Consider the following 16444-nt stretch of genomic DNA (forward strand, 5'->3'; position numbering starts at 1 on the left):
TACGGTATTATAGTAGAGGCATGGGTGAATGCAAGCCAGCGACATCAGTGACCAGCTCTTCGTCACGTTCCCGCCTCAACTCCCCGGCTATACCGACCGCCCCGCATGATTTTGCCACGGTCTGCCGCCGTTTACCTCGAACCTTCTGGCGGCGAGAGCCTCTCAAAACAGCAATAGGTTTCGCCCGGGAACTCCGATAAACAGCGGGCGTTTCCGGCAAGCTGTTAACCGCAGAAAGAAAAGAAGTGCTGCAAAGCGTAGTCGTTGCCATCGTCAGGGCCTGCACCCGGTTTGCCTCCCTCGTCGTCGTTCTCGGGCTCCTGCTGTCGGTGGGAGCGGGCTATTACGCTGCGCGCCACTTCGCCATCAACACCGACATCAATTCGCTGATTTCCCAGAACCTCGACTGGCGCAAGCGTGACCAGCAGTTCGACAAGGCGTTCGATCAAAACGAAACGATCCTGGCTGTGATCGAGGCCCGGACCCCGGAGATGACGAGCGCCGCGGCGGACGCGCTCTATGCCAGGCTGAAGGACGACAAGACCAACTTCCAGTCCCTGCAGCAGCTCGGCAGCGGCGAGTTCTTCGAAAAGAACGGACTGTTGTTCCTGCCGACCGAAGAGGTCGGCAAGATCACCAGCCAATTCGAATCTGCAGCGCCCCTGATCGAGATCATGGCTGGCGATCCCTCGATCCGCGGCCTGACCGGCGCGCTGGAGACGGGACTCGCCGGCGTCAAGCGCGGGCAGGTCAAGCTCGATAACACCGAGCGTCCGTTCAACCTGATCGCGCAGACGGTTGAGACCGTGCTCAACAAGGGCAATGCGAGCTTCTCCTGGCGCGAGCTCGTCAGTGACGAGCCGCTGAAGGATTCGGACAAGCGCGCCTTCATCGAGTTCAAGCCGATCCTCGACTACAACGCGCTGGAGCCCGGCAAGGATGCCACCGACGCGATCCGCAAGGCCGCAGTGGATCTGGATTTTGCGACCAAATACCAGGCCCGGGTGCGGCTGACCGGTCCGGTCCCGATCGCCAACGAGGAATATGCGACCGTCCAGGAAGGCGCCGTCGTCAACGGCGTCGGCACGGTCCTCGTCGTGCTGCTGATCCTGTGGCTGGCGCTGCACTCGTCGAAGATCATCTTCGCGGTGTTCGTCAATCTCTTCGTCGGCCTCGCGCTGACGACCGCCGCCGGCCTGATGATGGTCGGATCGTTCAATCTGCTGTCGATCGCATTCGCGGTGCTTTTCGTCGGCCTCGGCGTCGATTTCGGCATCCAGTACAGCGTCCGCTACCGCTCCGAGCGCTACAAGCACAACGATCTCACGGGCGCGCTGGTGCTGGCGGCGAAGCGCTCGGCGGTGCCGCTGTCGCTCGCGGCGATGGCGACCGCGGCCGGCTTCCTTTGCTTCATGCCGACCGACTACAAGGGCATCGCGGAGCTGGGCCAGATCGCCGGCGTCGGCATGCTGGTGGCGTTCCTTTCCTCGATCACCGTTCTGCCGGCCATGCTGAAGCTGCTGAATCCACCCGGCGAGAAGGAGCCAGTCGGTTACGCCTTCCTGGCGCCGCTCGATCACTTTCTGGAGAAGCACCGCGTGCTGGTCGTGGGCGGCACGCTGATGCTGGCGCTCGCCGGCCTGCCGCTACTCTATTTCATGAAGTTCGACTTCAACCCGATGAACCTGCGCAACCCGAGGGCGGAATCGATCGCGACCTTCCTCGACCTGCGCAAGGATCCCAACACCGGCGCCAATGCCATCAACGTGATGACCACGTCCGAGGAGCAGGCAAAGCAGGTCGAGGCGAAGCTCGAAAAGGTGCCCGAGGTGCTGCGGGTGATGTCGCTCAACAGCTTCGTGCCGGAGGATCAGCCGCCGAAGCTGAAGCTGCTCGCGCAGGGCGCCAAGGTGCTGAACCCCGCACTCAACCCTGATCAGATCGATGCGGCGCCGACTGACAAGGAAAACGTCGAGGCGCTGAAATCCTCGATCGACAATCTGCGCCGGACCGCGGGCGATGCGAAGGGGCCGGGCTCGATCGCCTCGCGCCGTCTGGCAGACGCGCTCGAAAAGCTCGCCAATGGCGACGAGGCCACGCGCAACAAGGCGCAGGACGTGTTCGTCACGCCGATGAAGATCGTGTTTGACCAGCTCAGGAACGCGATGCAGGCCGGGCCCGTCACCCTGAGCTCACTGCCGCCCGATCTCGTCAGTGCCTGGAAGAGCAAGGACGGCATCATCCGCGTCGAGGCGCTGCCCAAGGGCGATCCCAACGACAACGACACGCTGCGCAGATTTGCAGCGGCGGTGCTCGTTGCCGAGCCGACCGCGATCGGCGGGCCGGTCTCGATCCTGAAATCCGGCGACACCGTGGTGCGGGCGTTCATCCACGCCGGCATCTACGCGCTGCTGGTGATCGGCCTCTTGCTGTGGATCACGCTGCGCCGCTTCGTCGACGTGCTGATGACGCTGGTGCCGCTCTTGGTCGCCGGCGCGGTGACGCTCGAGATCTGCGTGTTGATCGGCCTGCCGCTCAACTTCGCCAACATCGTCGCGTTCCCGCTGCTGCTCGGCGTCGGCGTCGCCTTCAAGATCTATTATGTCGTGGCCTGGCGCTCGGGCAGGACAAATCTGCTCCAGACCAGCCTGACACGCGCGATCTTTTTCAGCGCGCTGACGACGGCGACCGCGTTCGGCAGCCTGTGGCTGTCGAGCCATCCCGGCACGTCCAGCATGGGCAAGCTGCTGGCACTCTCGCTGGTGACGACGCTCGCCGCCGTGCTGCTGTTCCAGCCGGCCCTAATGGGCAAACCCCGCAATCTCAGGGAGTAGGCAGATGTCGCCGACCGGGTCGGCGGCACCTTTCTGACCCGGCTTTGCGGGGGCGGTGGCGCTCTTTTGGGCCGCCGCCGGCGCAGGCGCCGCTGTCGCGCCCATCGTGCCCTGAGCCTTCGGCGCCGCGCCGGTGGACTTGGGCGCGCCCTTGGCCATGGCATTGGCGGTGCTCAAGGGGATCGGCGGGCCGACCCGGGTCCAGGTCTCGCCGCCGCAGAGGAAGCCCATCACGCAGCCCTTGATTTCAAGCTGGTCGGCGCCGGCTGGCGTGATGGTGGCGCTATAGAGCTGGCCGTCCTTGGCGTTGTAGACCTGCCCTTCCCATTGATCGGCGCCGGGCTTCTTCTTCATGTCGATCAGCGTCGCCATGCCCAGCGTCGGCCTGGTCTTTTTCGAGGCATCCGGATTGTTCTCGTCGCGGCCGCCGGGCTGCTTTTCCCAGGAAACCGCGCCCCACATGCTGCCATTGCATTGGGCGACGCGAATGTTGGCGACGCCGTCGGCAACCCGCCAGTCGCCGGTGGGATCCGCGGCGAGCGCCGGGGTCAGGCAGGTGTAACCGCCAACCAGTATTAGTCCGGTGTAAAGGGCTAAACGCATGATAGTTCCTTGGCAGTGCAACATGGGCTAAAGCTGTGCTTGCGAAGATGGTCCGAAAAAGGGCAAAAGGCCGCACAGACCGTTTTCAGTAACGGTCCCTTTTCAGTTGACGAGACGGCCCTCAACCGAAGTATGTAACGGATGCACAGCCCAAATCCAGACATGTCTGAGCTTTTCGCGGACCGTCAGGCCCAGCGCAGCACCCTGCATAATCGGTATCTGAACGAGCAGTTCGTTCGGGTTCTCAAGACCATCGGCTACGATGTCGGCTTCCAGAAGGGGCAGGGGCAGTATCTCTACGATCGCGACGGCGCGCGCTATCTCGACCTGCTGTCCGGCTTTGGCGTGTTTGCGATCGGGCGCAATCATCCGGTCATGCGCGACGCTCTCAAGAGCGTGCTCGATGCCGACCTGCCCAACCTCGTCCAGTTCGACGTCTCCGTGCTTGCCGGTGTGCTCGCCGAGCGGCTGCTGAAATATGTCCCCTATCTGGACAAGGCGTTCTTCGCCAATTCCGGCGCCGAATGCGTCGAAGCCGCGATCAAGTTCGCGCGCGGCGCCACCGGCCGCCCCGGCATCGTCTACTGCGCCCACGGCTATCATGGCCTGACCTATGGCGCGCTGTCGCTGACGGGTGATTCGAACTTCCGCACCGGTTTCGAGCCGCTGCTGCCGGGCTGCACCTCGATCCCGTTCAACGATCTGGCCGCGCTGGAAAAGGCGCTGGCCTCGCGCGAGGTCGCGGCGTTCGTGGTCGAGCCGATCCAGGGCAAGGGCGTCAACATGCCCACCGACGAGTTCCTGCCGGGCGCGGCCGCGCTCTGCAAGAAGTACGGCACGCTGTTCGTCGCCGACGAAATCCAGACCGGCATGGGCCGCACCGGCCGCTTCCTCGCGGTCGAGCATTGGAACGTCGAGCCCGACATGGTGCTGCTGTCGAAGTCACTATCTGGCGGCCACGTGCCGGTCGGCGCGGTGCTGACGCGCAAGGCCATCTTCGACAAGATCTTCAACCAGATGGACCGCGCTGTGGTGCACGGCTCCACCTTCTCCAAGAACGACCTCGCGATGGCCGCAGGCATCGCCACGCTGGACGTGATGGAGTCAGAGAAGCTGATCGAGTCCGCCGCCAAGCGCGGCGCCGAGCTGCGCCTCGCGCTGACGCGCATGGTGCCCGGCTATGAGCTGATGAAGGAAGTGCGCGGCAAGGGCCTGATGATCGGCGTCGAGTTCGGCCCGCCGAAGTCGCTGCGGCTGCGCGCCTCCTGGAACGTGCTGGAGACAGCCAACAAGGGCCTGTTCTGCCAGCTCATCACCGTGCCGCTGTTCAAGGATCACAAGATCCTCACGCAAGTGGCCGGTCACGGCAGCCACACCATCAAGCTGCTGCCGCCGCTCACCATCACCGAGGAAGATTGCAGCTGGATCGAAAAGGCGTTCGACGACGTCATCGCCGGCAGCCATAAGGTCCCCGGCGCGATCTGGTCGCTCGGCAAGACGCTGGTGGACAACGCGGTGCGACGGTCGGCCTGAATCCGGCCGAGCTATCCCGGCAATCGTCATTGCGAGCGAAGCGAAGCAATCCAGACTGTCTCTGCGGAGGCAACCTGGGGATTGCTTCGTCGCTAGCGCAAAGTTGCTTCGCAATTTTATCGCGAGCTCCTCGCAATGATGGTGTAGCAAGATCTACCCCTCCACATTCGCCTTCATCGCTGTCTCGAACTTGTCGACGAACTCGGCGAGCTCGTCGGCGCCGATATCGCTGACGGCCCAGAAGTTCAGGCCGCGCTCGCCCCAGCGGCGGCAGTTGAAGCCCTGCATGGTCTGGGTCTTCGGCGGCCGATGCTCAGTGCTCGCGGTCTGCGCCACGAACAAATTGATGACGTGCTGGCGACGCTTGTAGACGACGGCGCCGATGGCGCGGGCGTCGATATAGTCGAGCCGGCCGCCGACCAGGGTAAAACCCTGCGCGGTGAGATCGATCACGGGCGGGGCGACATCGAGCTTGCCGTTGAACCACGGCTTGACCGTGTGCTGGTCGGTCGAGATCACGTCGGTGAGGTGGCCGGCCTGCAGCGAGCGCAGATGCGCGGAGACGACTTCCGAGAGGATGCGCTGCTGATCGTCCTGGCGCAGCACGATGGCGACGATTCCGGTTGCGGCGAGCGCGGAGACCGCCGAGCCCATCGCAAAGCCACGCAGCACGGAGCGGCGGGTCGGCTGGGGCTGCGGCTTCGGTAGCGAGGCCTCGATCCGCGTGCGCAGGCTTGCCGGCGCGGTGTAGCGCAGACTGGTATTGGCGAGCACGCCCTGCATCTCGCGCTGTGCGGCAAGCTCCGCCGCGCAGTCCGGGCAGCTGGCGATATGGGCTTCGACCTCGCGCGCGTGGCCGGCATCGAGCTCGCTGTCGAGCAGCGCGTGAAGCATAATTCTTGCTTCGTCGCAGGTCATTTCGCTTGCTCCTCCTCCGCCGTCCAGGCCGCGCGCAGCAGGGTACGGGCGCGGGCGAGGCGGGACATCACAGTGCCGATGGGCGCGCCGATGGTCTCGGCGATTTCACGATAGGACAGGTTGTTGATCTCGCGCAGCACGAAGACTTCCCTGAACGGTTCGGCGAGCGCGTCGATCAGCCTGCGGATGGCGCCAGCATCGCGGCTGCGCAGCACTTCGGTCTCGGGACTTGCCTCGCTCTCCTGCCATATCGGCGTCTGCTCGTTGGCGCCGGGCGTGTCCTCGATCGCGCTGGGCCGATGCGCGCGCCGCGCATACTCGGCGTTGCAGACATTGCGCAGGATCGCGAACAGCCATGGCTTCATCGCCGGCCCGCGATAGCTGGCGAAGTGCTTCAGCGCGCGCAGATAGCACTCCTGCACCGCATCTTCCGCGTCGGAGGCATCGCGCAGTAGGTAGCGGGCGAGCGTGTAGACGTCGTCGAGATGGGGCAGCGCCGCTTCGCGGAAGCGTTGCGCCTTGTCCAGATCGTCGCTTGTCGGTGGCATCGCCGCTCGATTTGCCGTTTCGCCTGATGTCGCCGGAGACGCAGGAGCCCGGCCGGCGTGGGACCACCGGCCGGGCAAGACGTTGATGCCTTGGTTGGAGACGTTACTCAACCTTGATCATCCCCGTCATGTGCGGGTGCAGCGAACAAAAATACTTGTAATCGCCCGCGTTGGTGAAGGTGAAAGAGAACTTGTCGTCAGTGTCCAGGGTCTTGGACCTGAACTTGCCGGCCGACACCACGGTGTGCGGGATGTCGTCCCGGTTGGTCCAGGTCACGGTGGTGCCGGCCTTGATCTTGAGCTCGGCCGGCTGGAAGACGAAATTGTCGATATGGATCTCCATGTCGTCGGCACGAGCGCTTGTTGCGGGCAGCAGGATGGCCGCGGCCAGAGCGAGGCCGAGATCGATGCCGAAGGCGCGGCGGTTGAGGGTCTTCATTGTCAGCTTCCACCTTAGCCCTGGAGCGGCGTGTCGATGATGGCGAGCCGCTGCTCGTTCTGCTTGAAGTTGATGCTGGCAACGCCGAGCATGCCGCGGAGCCTGGCGTCCTCGACCTTCATCGGTCCGGGCGAGGCGGCGGCTCCCGGCGCCGGCTGCGGGAAGGCGGTGGAGCGCGCGGTGTGGAAGGTGACGTTACCCTCGACCTTCTGCATCACCTGGTGAATGTGTCCGTTCAGCACGGTGACCGAGCCAAAACCCTTCGCCTGTTCCAGCGCGCGGCCGCCGTCCTCGGTGCCCCAGCCCCATTCCGGATAGACGGTCCAGAGCGGGATGTGGGCGAACAGCACGATCGGCGTCGATTTCGACTTGCCGCGCAGATCGTCCTGGAGCCAGGCAAGTTGCTCGGCGCCGAGATTGCCGAGGCCGCCGGCCTTGAGGTCGACGACGTTGACGAGGCCGATGAAGTGCACGCCGCCGGCATCGAAGGAATACCAGCCCTGGCCTTTGGTGCCGCGGCCATAGCGCTCGCGATACAACTTCACCTCCTCGTCGAGGAAGTCATGCTCGCCGGGCACGTAGTGCACATCGAGCTTGCTCTGCGAGATGATGCGCTCGGCATTGTCGAATTCGGCGGCCTTGGACAGATGCGTGATGTCGCCGGTATGGATCATGAAGGACGGTTTGGCCGGCATCGCGTTGATCTTGCCCACAGCCTCCTCCAGCGTGCCGAGTGCGTTGGGATTGGCCGGCTTGTCGAAGCCGACATGGCTGTCGCTGATCTGGAGGAAGCTCATGCCGGGCGCGGCTTCGATCGCAGCCTGTGCGGAATCGATGATGCCGAGCGAGCGCGGCACACCGCCGGCGACGGTCCAGAGCACCCCGGTGCCGGCCCAGGTCATGCATTCCAGCACCTTGCGGCGGCTGACGCCGTCGCCGCCGTGATCATGTCCGCTCATCGCATCTCTCCACGTCGCCCGGAATTGGGCTTTCAGAGGAGGTGATCAGCGGAGGAGGGGGCTTATTCGCGGGAGGTGATGACGATTTCGTGAGGGGAAGTCTCGTGTCCCGGGCGCAACGCAGCACCTCTTGGTGATGCGGTGCAGAGCCGGGACCCAGAAGGCGGCACGGCACGCGGTGAGATGGGCCCCGGCTCAGCAGCGCATCACTGCGTGCTGCGCTGCGTCCGGGGCACGAGACTATTTTGCGAACTCTCTCACGGCCTCGGCCGCACGCTCCGGCACTTCTTGCGCCACGCAATGCCCGGCGTTCTCGAACACCAGCGTGCTGACGCGCGGAATCAGCGACACCGCGCGTCGCGCCATCTCCCAGTAGATCGGACCGGACTTCGCCGCGGTCGTGACGCGCACCGGGCAGTCGATTTCGGTGAGCGAGGCAAACGGATTACCGCGGGCATCGCCGACATAGACCTGCTCCATCGCCTCGTAGATCGGACGCAGGATTGCGGCCTCGATCTCCGGCGTGCAACAGAGCCGCACCCGGCCATCGTCGAGCGGCACGAAGCCGTGGCGCACATAGGCCCGCAGCGAGGTCTCGGTCCAATCCGCAAACGCCGGCGCGGTGCGATAGCGTTCGAAGACGGCCTCAGCACTGTCGAATTCGGCGCGCCGGCGCAGCGTGCCCTGGACTCGCGACAGGGATTCCTCGCCCAACCCTCCAGGGCGCGCCGCGCGCGGGTCCATGATAGTCGGCTCCATCACGAACAGGCGTGTGAAGCGTCCGGGCAAGAGATTTGCCGCCAGCAGCAGGTCGGTGGCGCCGGCGCTGTGGCCGATGCCGTAGACGTCGCGCAGCTCGAGTGCATCGATCACCCGGCAGACATCCTCGGCATAGTCCAGGAAGTGATAGGCGCCGGGCTTGTGGCTGGCGCCATGGCCGCGGCGGTCGAGCGCATAGACCGTATAGGTCGATGCTAGCTCGCGCGCGACTTCGTCCCAGACGTCGGCGACGAAACCGGTGCCATGCACGAGCAGAGCAGGCGGCTTGCCGCTTTCACCCCATTGCAGCATGGCGATCGCTGCGTCGGCGGGGCCGATTGAAAAGCGGTGAGGATTGATCATGCGACAGGATGCTACTTCGCATCCTCCAAAATCATCGTCGCGCCCTTCTCGGCGATCATCGCCGTCGGCGTATTCGTGTTGCCGGAGGTGATGGTCGGCATGATCGAAGCATCGACAATGCGTAGGCCTTCGAGCCCGTAGAATCGCAGGCGTTCGTCGACCACCGCCATGGGATCGCTCACCGCGCCCATCTTCGCCGTGCCGACGGGATGGAAGATGGTGGTGCCGATATCGCCGGCAGCCTTTGCGAGCGAGGCATCGTCGTCGCCGACGGAGGGGCCGGGCAGATACTCGCTCGGGCGGTATCGTGCCAGCGCTTTCTGCTGCATCAGGCGGCGCGTGGTGCGGATGGCGTCGGCGCCGACCTGGCGGTCGTCGTCGGTCGACAGATAATTCGGCGCGATGATCGGCTTCTCGTCAGGGCTCGCCGAACGCAGCCGCACGGTGCCGCGCGAGGTCGGCTGAAGATTGCAGGCACTGACCGTGATGGCCGGGAAACGGTGCAGGGGATCGCCGAACTTGTCGAGCGACAGCGGTTGCACGTGGAACTGGATGTTGGCGCGGGCGCGCGTCGCGTCGGAGCGCGTGAAGATGCCGAGCTGCGACGGCGCCATGGTCAGGGGACCGCGGCGACGGAAGGCGTAGTCGAGGCCCATCAATCCGCGGCGAAACAGATTGTAATAGGTCTCGTTCAACGTGCGCACGCCCTCGACCTTGTAGATCGCACGCTGCTGCAGGTGATCCTGCAGATTGCGGCCGACGCCGGGCTTGTCCATGACAATGTCGATGCCGAGCGGCGACAGCCAGTCGGCAGGGCCGATGCCGGAGCGATGCAGCACCTGCACCGAGCCGATCGAGCCGGCCGACAGGACCACCTCGCGTTTCGCTCGCGCTTCGATCAGCTCTCCGTTCTGGATGAAGCGCACGCCGACGGCGTGGCCCTGCTCGATGATCAGGCGGTCGACCAGCACGTGCTTCTCGAGCCGCAAATTGGGGCGCCTCAAGGCGGGCTTGAGGAAGCCGCGCGCCGAGGACCAGCGCCGGCCGCGCTTCTGGTTGACGTGGAAGTAGCTCGTGCCTTCGTTGTCGCCGGTGTTGAAATCCGGGATGCGCTTGATGCCCATCTCCTCGGCGGCATCGCCGACGGCATCGAGAACGTCCCAGGACAGCCGCGGCGCCTCGATGCGCCAGCCGCCGCCGGCGCCGTGATGCTCGCTGGCGCCGAGGAAGTGGTCTTCGAGCTTCTTGAACAGCGGCAGCACGTCGTCATAACCCCAGCCGGTCATGCCGAGCTGTCGCCAGTGGTCATAGTCCGCGGCCTGGCCGCGCATCGAGATCATGGCATTGATCGCCGAGCAGCCGCCGATGACCTTGCCGCGGGGATAGGCGAGCGAACGGCCGTTCAGGCCAGGCTCGGCCTCGGTCTTGAACATCCAGTCCGAGCGCGGATTGCCGATCGCGAAGAGATAGCCGACCGGGATGTGGAACCAGATCCAGTTGTCGTCGCCGCCGGCTTCGAGGACGAGGACGCGATTGCCGGGATCGGCCGACAGCCGGTTGGCGACGATGCAGCCCGCCGTACCGGCCCCGACGACAATGTAATCAAATTCACCCTCGAGCCGTCTCGGCATTCTGCTTCCACCCAACCGGCGTCATGCCCGGGCTTGTCCCGGCATCCACGCACTTTCTGTTCTAATAGTCAGACGTGGACGGCCGGGACAAGCCCGGCCATGACGAGAGGACAGGGTTACCCTCGGCCCGCGGCAGTTGGGTGGACTGGCGCTTGCATGGTAGACAATCCTGCATTTTCAACAAAGCTTGAGACCTTCCATGCCCATCGTGAACCGCGTCGCCGACCTTCAACCCGATATTCAGGCCTGGCGCCGGGACATCCACGAGCATCCCGAGCTGCTGTACGATGTTCATCGCACTGCAGCATTCGTCGCGGACCGGTTGCGCGAGTTCGGTTGCGACGAGGTCGTCAGCGGGCTCGGCCAGACCGGCGTGGTCGGCGTGATCAAGGGCAACAAGCCGGCTGGCGAGGGGCTCAAGACGATCGGCCTGCGCGCCGACATGGATGCGCTGCCGGTCGAGGAGCAGACCAACCTGCCTTACGCCTCCAAGACCCCGGGCAAGATGCACGCCTGCGGCCATGACGGCCACACCGCGATGCTGCTCGGGGCCGCCCGCTACCTCGCCGAAACTCGCAATTTCGCCGGCGATGCGGTCGTGATCTTCCAGCCCGCCGAGGAGGGCGGCGCCGGTGGCGCGGCCATGGTCAAGGACGGCCTGATGGAGCGCTTCGGCATCGAGCAGGTCTACGGCATGCACAATGGCCCCGGTATTCCGATCGGCTCGTTCGCGATCCGGCCGGGCCCGATCATGGCAGCGACCGACGAGGTCGATATCATGATCGAGGGCCTCGGCGGTCATGCCGCGCGTCCGCACAAATGCGTCGATTCCGTGCTGGTCGGCGCGCAGGTGATCACCGCGCTGCAGTCGATCGTCGCGCGCAGCGTCGATCCGCTGGAATCGGCCGTGATCTCGATCTGCGAATTCCACGCCGGCAACGCCCGCAACGTCATTCCGCAGACCGCGACACTGAGGGGCACCATCCGCACGCTCTCGCCCGAGGTGCGCAAGCTGGTCGAGAAGCGCGTGCATGAGGTGGTGGCGGGCGTCGCGCAAATCACCGGCGCCAAGATCGACCTGCGCTACCAGCGCAACTATCCGGTCGTGAACAACCACGCCGCGGAGACCGAGGTGGCGCGGCGCATTGCAAAGCAGGTTGCCGGCGATGCCAATGTGCACGAGATGCCGCCGCTGATGGGCGGCGAGGATTTCGCCTACATGCTGGAAGCACGGCCCGGCGCCTTCATCTTCTGCGGCAACGGCGACAGCGCCGGCCTGCATCACCCCGCCTACAATTTCAACGACGAGGCGATCGTGTTCGGCACGTCCTACTGGGTCAAGCTGGTCGAGGAATCGCTCGCGGCGTCGTAACGCCGAGCTTCAAGCGCAAATGAAAAGGGCCCGTGCATCGCACGGGTCCTTTGTCTTTGAGGAGCGTGATTGCTCAGAAGATCCGCGAGAAGATCACGTAGAGCGTGGCCGACAGCATGATCGCGCAGGGCAGCGTCAACACCCAGGCCATCAGCAGATTGCGGATGGTCGCCATTTGCAGGCCCGAGCCGTTCGCGGCCATGGTGCCGGCGACGCCGGACGACAGCACGTGGGTGGTGGAGACCGGGAGGCCGAACACGTCGGCGGCGCCGATCGTAGCGGCGGCCACCAGCTCGGCCGAGGCGCCTTGCGCGTAGGTGAGATGGCTCTTGCCGATCTTCTCGCCGACCGTGATGACGATGCGCTTCCAGCCGATCATGGTGCCGAGGCCGAGAGCGATGGCGACGGCGACCTTCACCCAGGTCGGGATGAACTTCGTGGCGCTGTCGAGCCCGCCCTTGTAGGCGTTCAAGGTCGCGACCTCTTCCTTGTTGAGGTCGTTTTCCTTGTCCTTCATCAGGAAGCGGATCGCTTCCGAGGTCAGGTACATGTCGTTACGGGTATTGCCGACCACTTCCGCCGGCACCTTGTTGAGCGAGCCGTATTTCGCGACCTGGTCGCCGACATCCTTCACCAGCACCGACAGCGAGGGGTAGGTGCCTTCGCTGATGTGGTGCGAGGTGATGTACTGCGTCACCGCAGGACGGGGATCGCCGATGATCGAGTGACCGGCACCCTTGGCCGCGATCACCTTGGAAGCAGCATCCGAGACCTTCTGGAACTGGGCGACCTGGGATTCCGGCAGCGCGCGGTTGAGCGCGTAGGCGGTCGGCACGGTGCCGATCAGGATCAGCATGATCAGGCCCATGCCCTTCTGACCGTCGTTCGAGCCGTGCGCGAAGCTGACGCCGGTGCAGGTCGCGATCAAGAGGCCGCGGATCCAGAGCGGCGGCGCCTTGTTGCCCTCGGGCGCGGCATACAGGGCCGGATTGCGCACGACGAACTTGAGCAGCAGCAGCAGCGTCGCGGCGCAGATGAAGCCGAACAGCGGCGAGAGCAGCAGCGCGTAGCCGATCTCGGTCGCCTTGGTCCAGTCCACGCCCGAGGTGCCGTCGCGGCCGCGCATGACGGCGTTGGCGACGCCGACGCCGATGATCGAGCCGATCAGCGTGTGCGACGAGGAGGCGGGCAGGCCGAAGAACCAGGTGCCGAGATTCCACAGGATCGCGGCGATCAGCAACGCGAACACCATCGCGAAGCCGGCGCTGGAGCCGACCTGCAGGATCAGCTCGACCGGCAGCAGCGAGACGATGCCGAAGGCGACCGCGCCGGAGGACATGAGCACGCCGAGGAAGTTGAAGAAGCCCGACCACATCACCGCGACTTCGGCCGGCAGCGAATGGGTGTAGATCACGGTCGCCACCGCATTGGCGGTGTCGTGGAAGCCGTTGACGAATTCGAAGCCGAGCGCGATCAGCAGCGCGACGAACAACAGGATGTAGGGCAGGTAGCTCGTCACGCGCGCGCCGGTCGCGTTGACGTCGACATAGATGCTGTAGGCGACGAACAGCAGGCCCGCGGCGAGGATGCCGAAGAACAGGATCATCGTCAGCGGATTGAAGCCCTTGTCGAGATTTGGCCGCGAGGCCGGCTGGATCGGCGCGGGATCGGCTACCGCGCGGTCGAATGCTACATCGGTCATGTCTGGACGCCCCTTAACTTTGAAGTAAGGGTATTGTCCGCGATGGATTTGAAGGCTGGATGACAAGCGGCGGTTGAAAACCGTTTTCCTGCCAGTATTTAGGCGGCCCGCGCGGCTCTCTTCTGCAAGCCGGCAGCGATCTTCAAATCGTCGACAAAGCGCTGATATTCCCGCACCTTGGCTTCCGGATCGGGCAGCCGCAGCAGATAGGACGGGTGCACCGTCACCAGCGCTTTGCGTCCGTCGGGAAGGTCGATGAGCCGGCCGCGGGTCTTGCCGATGGGGGTGATCTTGCCGAACACGCTTTGCGCGGCGGTGGCACCCATCGCCACGATTAGATCAGGCTGAATTGCCAAGACTTCCCGCTCATACCATTGCCGGCAGGCCCGGATCTCCGGCGTATTCGGCTTCTGGTGCAGGCGGATCTTTCCGCGCGGCACGAATTTGAAGTGCTTCACCGCATTGGTGACATAGACCTTCTTGCGATCGACACCGGCCTCCTCCAGCGCACGGTCGAGCATCTGGCCGGCCGGACCGACGAACGGATGGCCGGCCAGATCTTCCTTGTCGCCGGGCTGCTCGCCGACCAGCATGATATTGGCGGATCTCGGGCCCTCGCCGAACACGGTCTGGGTCGCGTCCTTGTAGAGATGGCAGGCGCGGCAATGCGCGGCCTCCTCGCGGAGCGCTTCGAGATCGTCGGCAGCTCGCTTGCGTTTCATCGGAGCCTCCGGCCGCTTCTGAGGCTTGTGCGGATCGGTTGCGGCATTGGCGATCATGGCGCCGGTCATGCGCTCGGCGTCCTCGATCAAGGGCTTAATGATCGAAGCCTCGGGGAGGTTCCTCCAATATTTCTTCGGCATCTCGGCCTGCATCGCCTTCACCTTGAGCCGGGCTGGATTGAAGATGCTGGCGTAATAGCGCCGCCAGGTTTCCTCCAGCCGGTCTTCGCCCGGCGCATCGCTCTTGCTGACGCCCGGCGTGAACGCGAGCGCGTGGCCGTCCCAATGTGTGCAGAGGTCCGGCGTCAGGATCGACCAGGGCATGTCTGCGAAGCGTTTGGCGAAGAACGGCGCGGCGAGCTCGACGATGTGATGCTCCGGCTCGAACCAGGCGACGTAATGCGCTGCGCGCTCGCGTCCGACCTCGCGGAAGCGGACGAAGGCGTGCATCTTGTGCTCGTCGCGATGGACCGCTCGCGCCATCGCCGTGACCTGCGCGACATCAGGGTCGGTCGCGACCTCGATGAGGTCGTGGTTGTCCTTCAGCCGAAACAGCAGCCGATAGAGGATCGCAAAGCGCTTGATATCGCGGTGCAGGATTGCGGCCTGGGCGAGTTCGACAAATTTTGCGGAGACATTGAAGGTGCCGTCGTTCACCTCGAGGATCGGAGACGGCGCTTGCGGCGCGAACAAATCGACTTCGCCGCCCCGCACGGTCCAGGTGACATCGGTGGGCTGCACATGATGAAGCACGAGGCTGCGCGCGGCTTTGCGCCAGCCGTCGAAATCGGTTTCGTTGTCGAGGGTGATGTATTGCATCAGAAGCCAAATCCCAATTGAGTTGCTTTCGGCTTGAAGCGCTCGATCAGCCCGGCGGCATCGAGACGATGCGGCGAGGGGCGGTGATCGCTGAGGACGATGAATGGCAGGGCCTTGTGCTTGGGCACGTGCAGCCGCGCGAGATCGGAGAGACGGATCGTGGTGGTGCGCCGCGTCGTAATGATGCGCTCGACCGTTTTGGTGCCGAAGCCCGGCACGCGCAGCAGCTCCTCGCGGCTGGCGCGGTTGACGTCGAGCGGGAAGCGGTCGCGATGGCGCAGCGCCCAGGCGAGTTTTGGATCGATGTCGAGCGGCAGCATCGCGCTGTCGTCGACGATCTCCGCAACGTCGAAGCCGTAGAACCGCATCAGCCAGTCGGCCTGGTAGAGCCGGTGCTCGCGCAGCAGCGGCGGCTGCACCAGAGGCAAGGCGCGGCTGGCGTCGGGGATCGGGCTGAAGGCGGAGTAGTAGACGCGCCGCAGGCGGTAGGCGCCGTAGAGATTGGCGCTGGTGTGGAGAATGGTGTGGTCGGAGGCAGCATCAGCGCCGACGATCATCTGCGTGCTTTGGCCCGCCGGCGCGAAGCGCTGCGGCTTGGCCCTGGTCTTCGCACTGCGGCCTTCCTCGGCCTCGTCGAGCTTCAGCCGCAGCCGGCCCATTGTACGGCGGATCGCGCGCACGTCCTTCTCCGGCGCGAATTGCTGCAGGCTCGTCTCCTCGGGCATCTCGATGTTGATGGAGAGACGATCGGCATATTTGCCGGCTTCCGCGATCAGCGCATCGTCGGCCTCGGGAATGGTCTTGAGATGGATATAGCCGCGGAAGTGATGCTCCTCGCGCAGCTTTCGCGCGACGCTCACCACCTGCTCCATAGTGTAGTCGGGGCTGCGGATGATGCCGGAGGAGAGAAACAGGCCCTCGATGTAGTTGCGACGGTAGAAGTCGAGCGTGAGCTTGACCAATTCGTCGACGGTGAAGCGGGCGCGCGGCACATTCGAGGAGGCGCGGTTGACGCAATAGAGGCAATCGTAATTGCAGGCGTTGGTCAGCAGCACCTTGAGCAGCGAGATGCAGCGTCCATCCGGCGCATAGGAATGGCAGATGCCCATGCCGGGCGCGGTCGAGCCCATGCCCTTGCCGTCGCTGGAATCCCGCTTCTCGGTGCCGCTGGAGGCGCAGGACGCGTCGTATTTGGCGGCGTCCGCCAGGATTTCCAGCTTGCGTTGTACGTCCATCTTGGAA

The 16444-nt window shown here is 64.6% G+C and carries 13 protein-coding genes; 3 read left to right on the forward strand and 10 right to left on the reverse strand.

All coding sequences use genetic code 11. The annotated features are described in order from the left end of the window. Window positions 1-245: 245 nt before the first annotated feature. Window positions 246-2834, forward strand: a complete 2589-nt coding sequence (locus GGD65_RS28590; protein ID WP_183237357.1) for an MMPL family transporter — start codon at window positions 246-248, stop codon at window positions 2832-2834. Here GGD65_RS28590 and GGD65_RS28595 read toward each other — a convergent pair. After that, window positions 2802-3437 carry a DUF2147 domain-containing protein gene (locus GGD65_RS28595; RefSeq protein ID WP_018315704.1) on the reverse strand — a complete coding sequence of 212 codons (636 nt, stop codon included), beginning with the start codon at window positions 3435-3437 and terminating at the stop codon, window positions 2802-2804. The genes GGD65_RS28590 and GGD65_RS28595 overlap by 33 nt on opposite strands. A 141-nt stretch (window positions 3438-3578) precedes the next feature. Here GGD65_RS28595 and hpnO point away from each other — a divergent pair, with 141 nt between their 5' ends. Beyond that, on the forward strand, window positions 3579-4970 hold the full coding sequence (gene hpnO, locus GGD65_RS28600) for an aminobacteriohopanetriol synthase HpnO (protein WP_018315705.1): 1392 nt from the start codon (window positions 3579-3581) through the stop codon (window positions 4968-4970). A gap of 153 nt (window positions 4971-5123) precedes the next feature. On the opposite strand, the gene GGD65_RS28605 is transcribed toward hpnO, so the two are convergent. The 6 genes from GGD65_RS28605 to GGD65_RS28630 all read right to left on the reverse strand — a co-directional run bounded on the left by GGD65_RS28605 (window position 5124) and on the right by GGD65_RS28630 (window position 10587). Continuing rightward, the gene (locus tag GGD65_RS28605) at window positions 5124-5888 is read right to left on the reverse strand and encodes an anti-sigma factor (RefSeq protein ID WP_183237358.1); all 765 of its coding nucleotides are present in this window, start codon (window positions 5886-5888) and stop codon (window positions 5124-5126) included. Continuing rightward, the gene (locus GGD65_RS28610) at window positions 5885-6436 is read right to left on the reverse strand and encodes a sigma-70 family RNA polymerase sigma factor (protein WP_183237359.1); all 552 of its coding nucleotides are present in this window, start codon (window positions 6434-6436) and stop codon (window positions 5885-5887) included. The genes GGD65_RS28605 and GGD65_RS28610 overlap by 4 nt, the downstream gene beginning before the upstream one ends. A 103-nt stretch (window positions 6437-6539) precedes the next feature. Next, window positions 6540-6875 carry a cupredoxin family copper-binding protein gene (locus tag GGD65_RS28615; RefSeq protein WP_183237360.1) on the reverse strand — a complete coding sequence of 112 codons (336 nt, stop codon included), beginning with the start codon at window positions 6873-6875 and terminating at the stop codon, window positions 6540-6542. Window positions 6876-6889: 14 nt separating this feature from the next. Then, window positions 6890-7834 carry a metallophosphoesterase gene (locus GGD65_RS28620; protein WP_183237361.1) on the reverse strand — a complete coding sequence of 315 codons (945 nt, stop codon included), beginning with the start codon at window positions 7832-7834 and terminating at the stop codon, window positions 6890-6892. A 240-nt stretch (window positions 7835-8074) separates the two neighbouring features. After that, window positions 8075-8956 (reverse strand): alpha/beta fold hydrolase, encoded by an 882-nt coding sequence (locus GGD65_RS28625; protein WP_183237362.1) that lies wholly within the window; start codon window positions 8954-8956, stop codon window positions 8075-8077. 11 nt (window positions 8957-8967) lie between these two features. Next, on the reverse strand, window positions 8968-10587 hold the full coding sequence (locus GGD65_RS28630; protein ID WP_183237363.1) for a GMC family oxidoreductase: 1620 nt from the start codon (window positions 10585-10587) through the stop codon (window positions 8968-8970). Between the two features lie 199 nt (window positions 10588-10786). On the opposite strand from GGD65_RS28630, the gene GGD65_RS28635 reads away from it, so the two are divergent. Continuing rightward, the gene (locus GGD65_RS28635) at window positions 10787-11959 is read left to right on the forward strand and encodes a M20 aminoacylase family protein (protein ID WP_183237364.1); all 1173 of its coding nucleotides are present in this window, start codon (window positions 10787-10789) and stop codon (window positions 11957-11959) included. 73 nt (window positions 11960-12032) lie between these two features. Here the strand turns inward: GGD65_RS28635 and GGD65_RS28640 are convergent, their stop codons facing one another. The 3 genes from GGD65_RS28640 to GGD65_RS28650 all read right to left on the reverse strand — a co-directional run bounded on the left by GGD65_RS28640 (window position 12033) and on the right by GGD65_RS28650 (window position 16437). Then, window positions 12033-13661: an inorganic phosphate transporter gene (locus GGD65_RS28640; RefSeq protein ID WP_179733988.1), complete on the reverse strand. Its 1629-nt coding sequence runs from the start codon at window positions 13659-13661 to the stop codon at window positions 12033-12035. A gap of 98 nt (window positions 13662-13759) precedes the next feature. Beyond that, on the reverse strand, window positions 13760-15202 hold the full coding sequence (locus GGD65_RS28645) for a UdgX family uracil-DNA binding protein (protein WP_183237365.1): 1443 nt from the start codon (window positions 15200-15202) through the stop codon (window positions 13760-13762). Continuing rightward, window positions 15202-16437, reverse strand: coding sequence for a putative DNA modification/repair radical SAM protein (locus GGD65_RS28650; RefSeq protein WP_179733992.1), 1236 nt, complete (start codon window positions 16435-16437; stop codon window positions 15202-15204). The genes GGD65_RS28645 and GGD65_RS28650 overlap by 1 nt, the downstream gene beginning before the upstream one ends. Window positions 16438-16444 lie beyond the last annotated feature (7 nt).

The organism is Bradyrhizobium sp. CIR18, assembly GCF_014198295.1.
GTDB lineage: Bacteria > Pseudomonadota > Alphaproteobacteria > Rhizobiales > Xanthobacteraceae > Bradyrhizobium.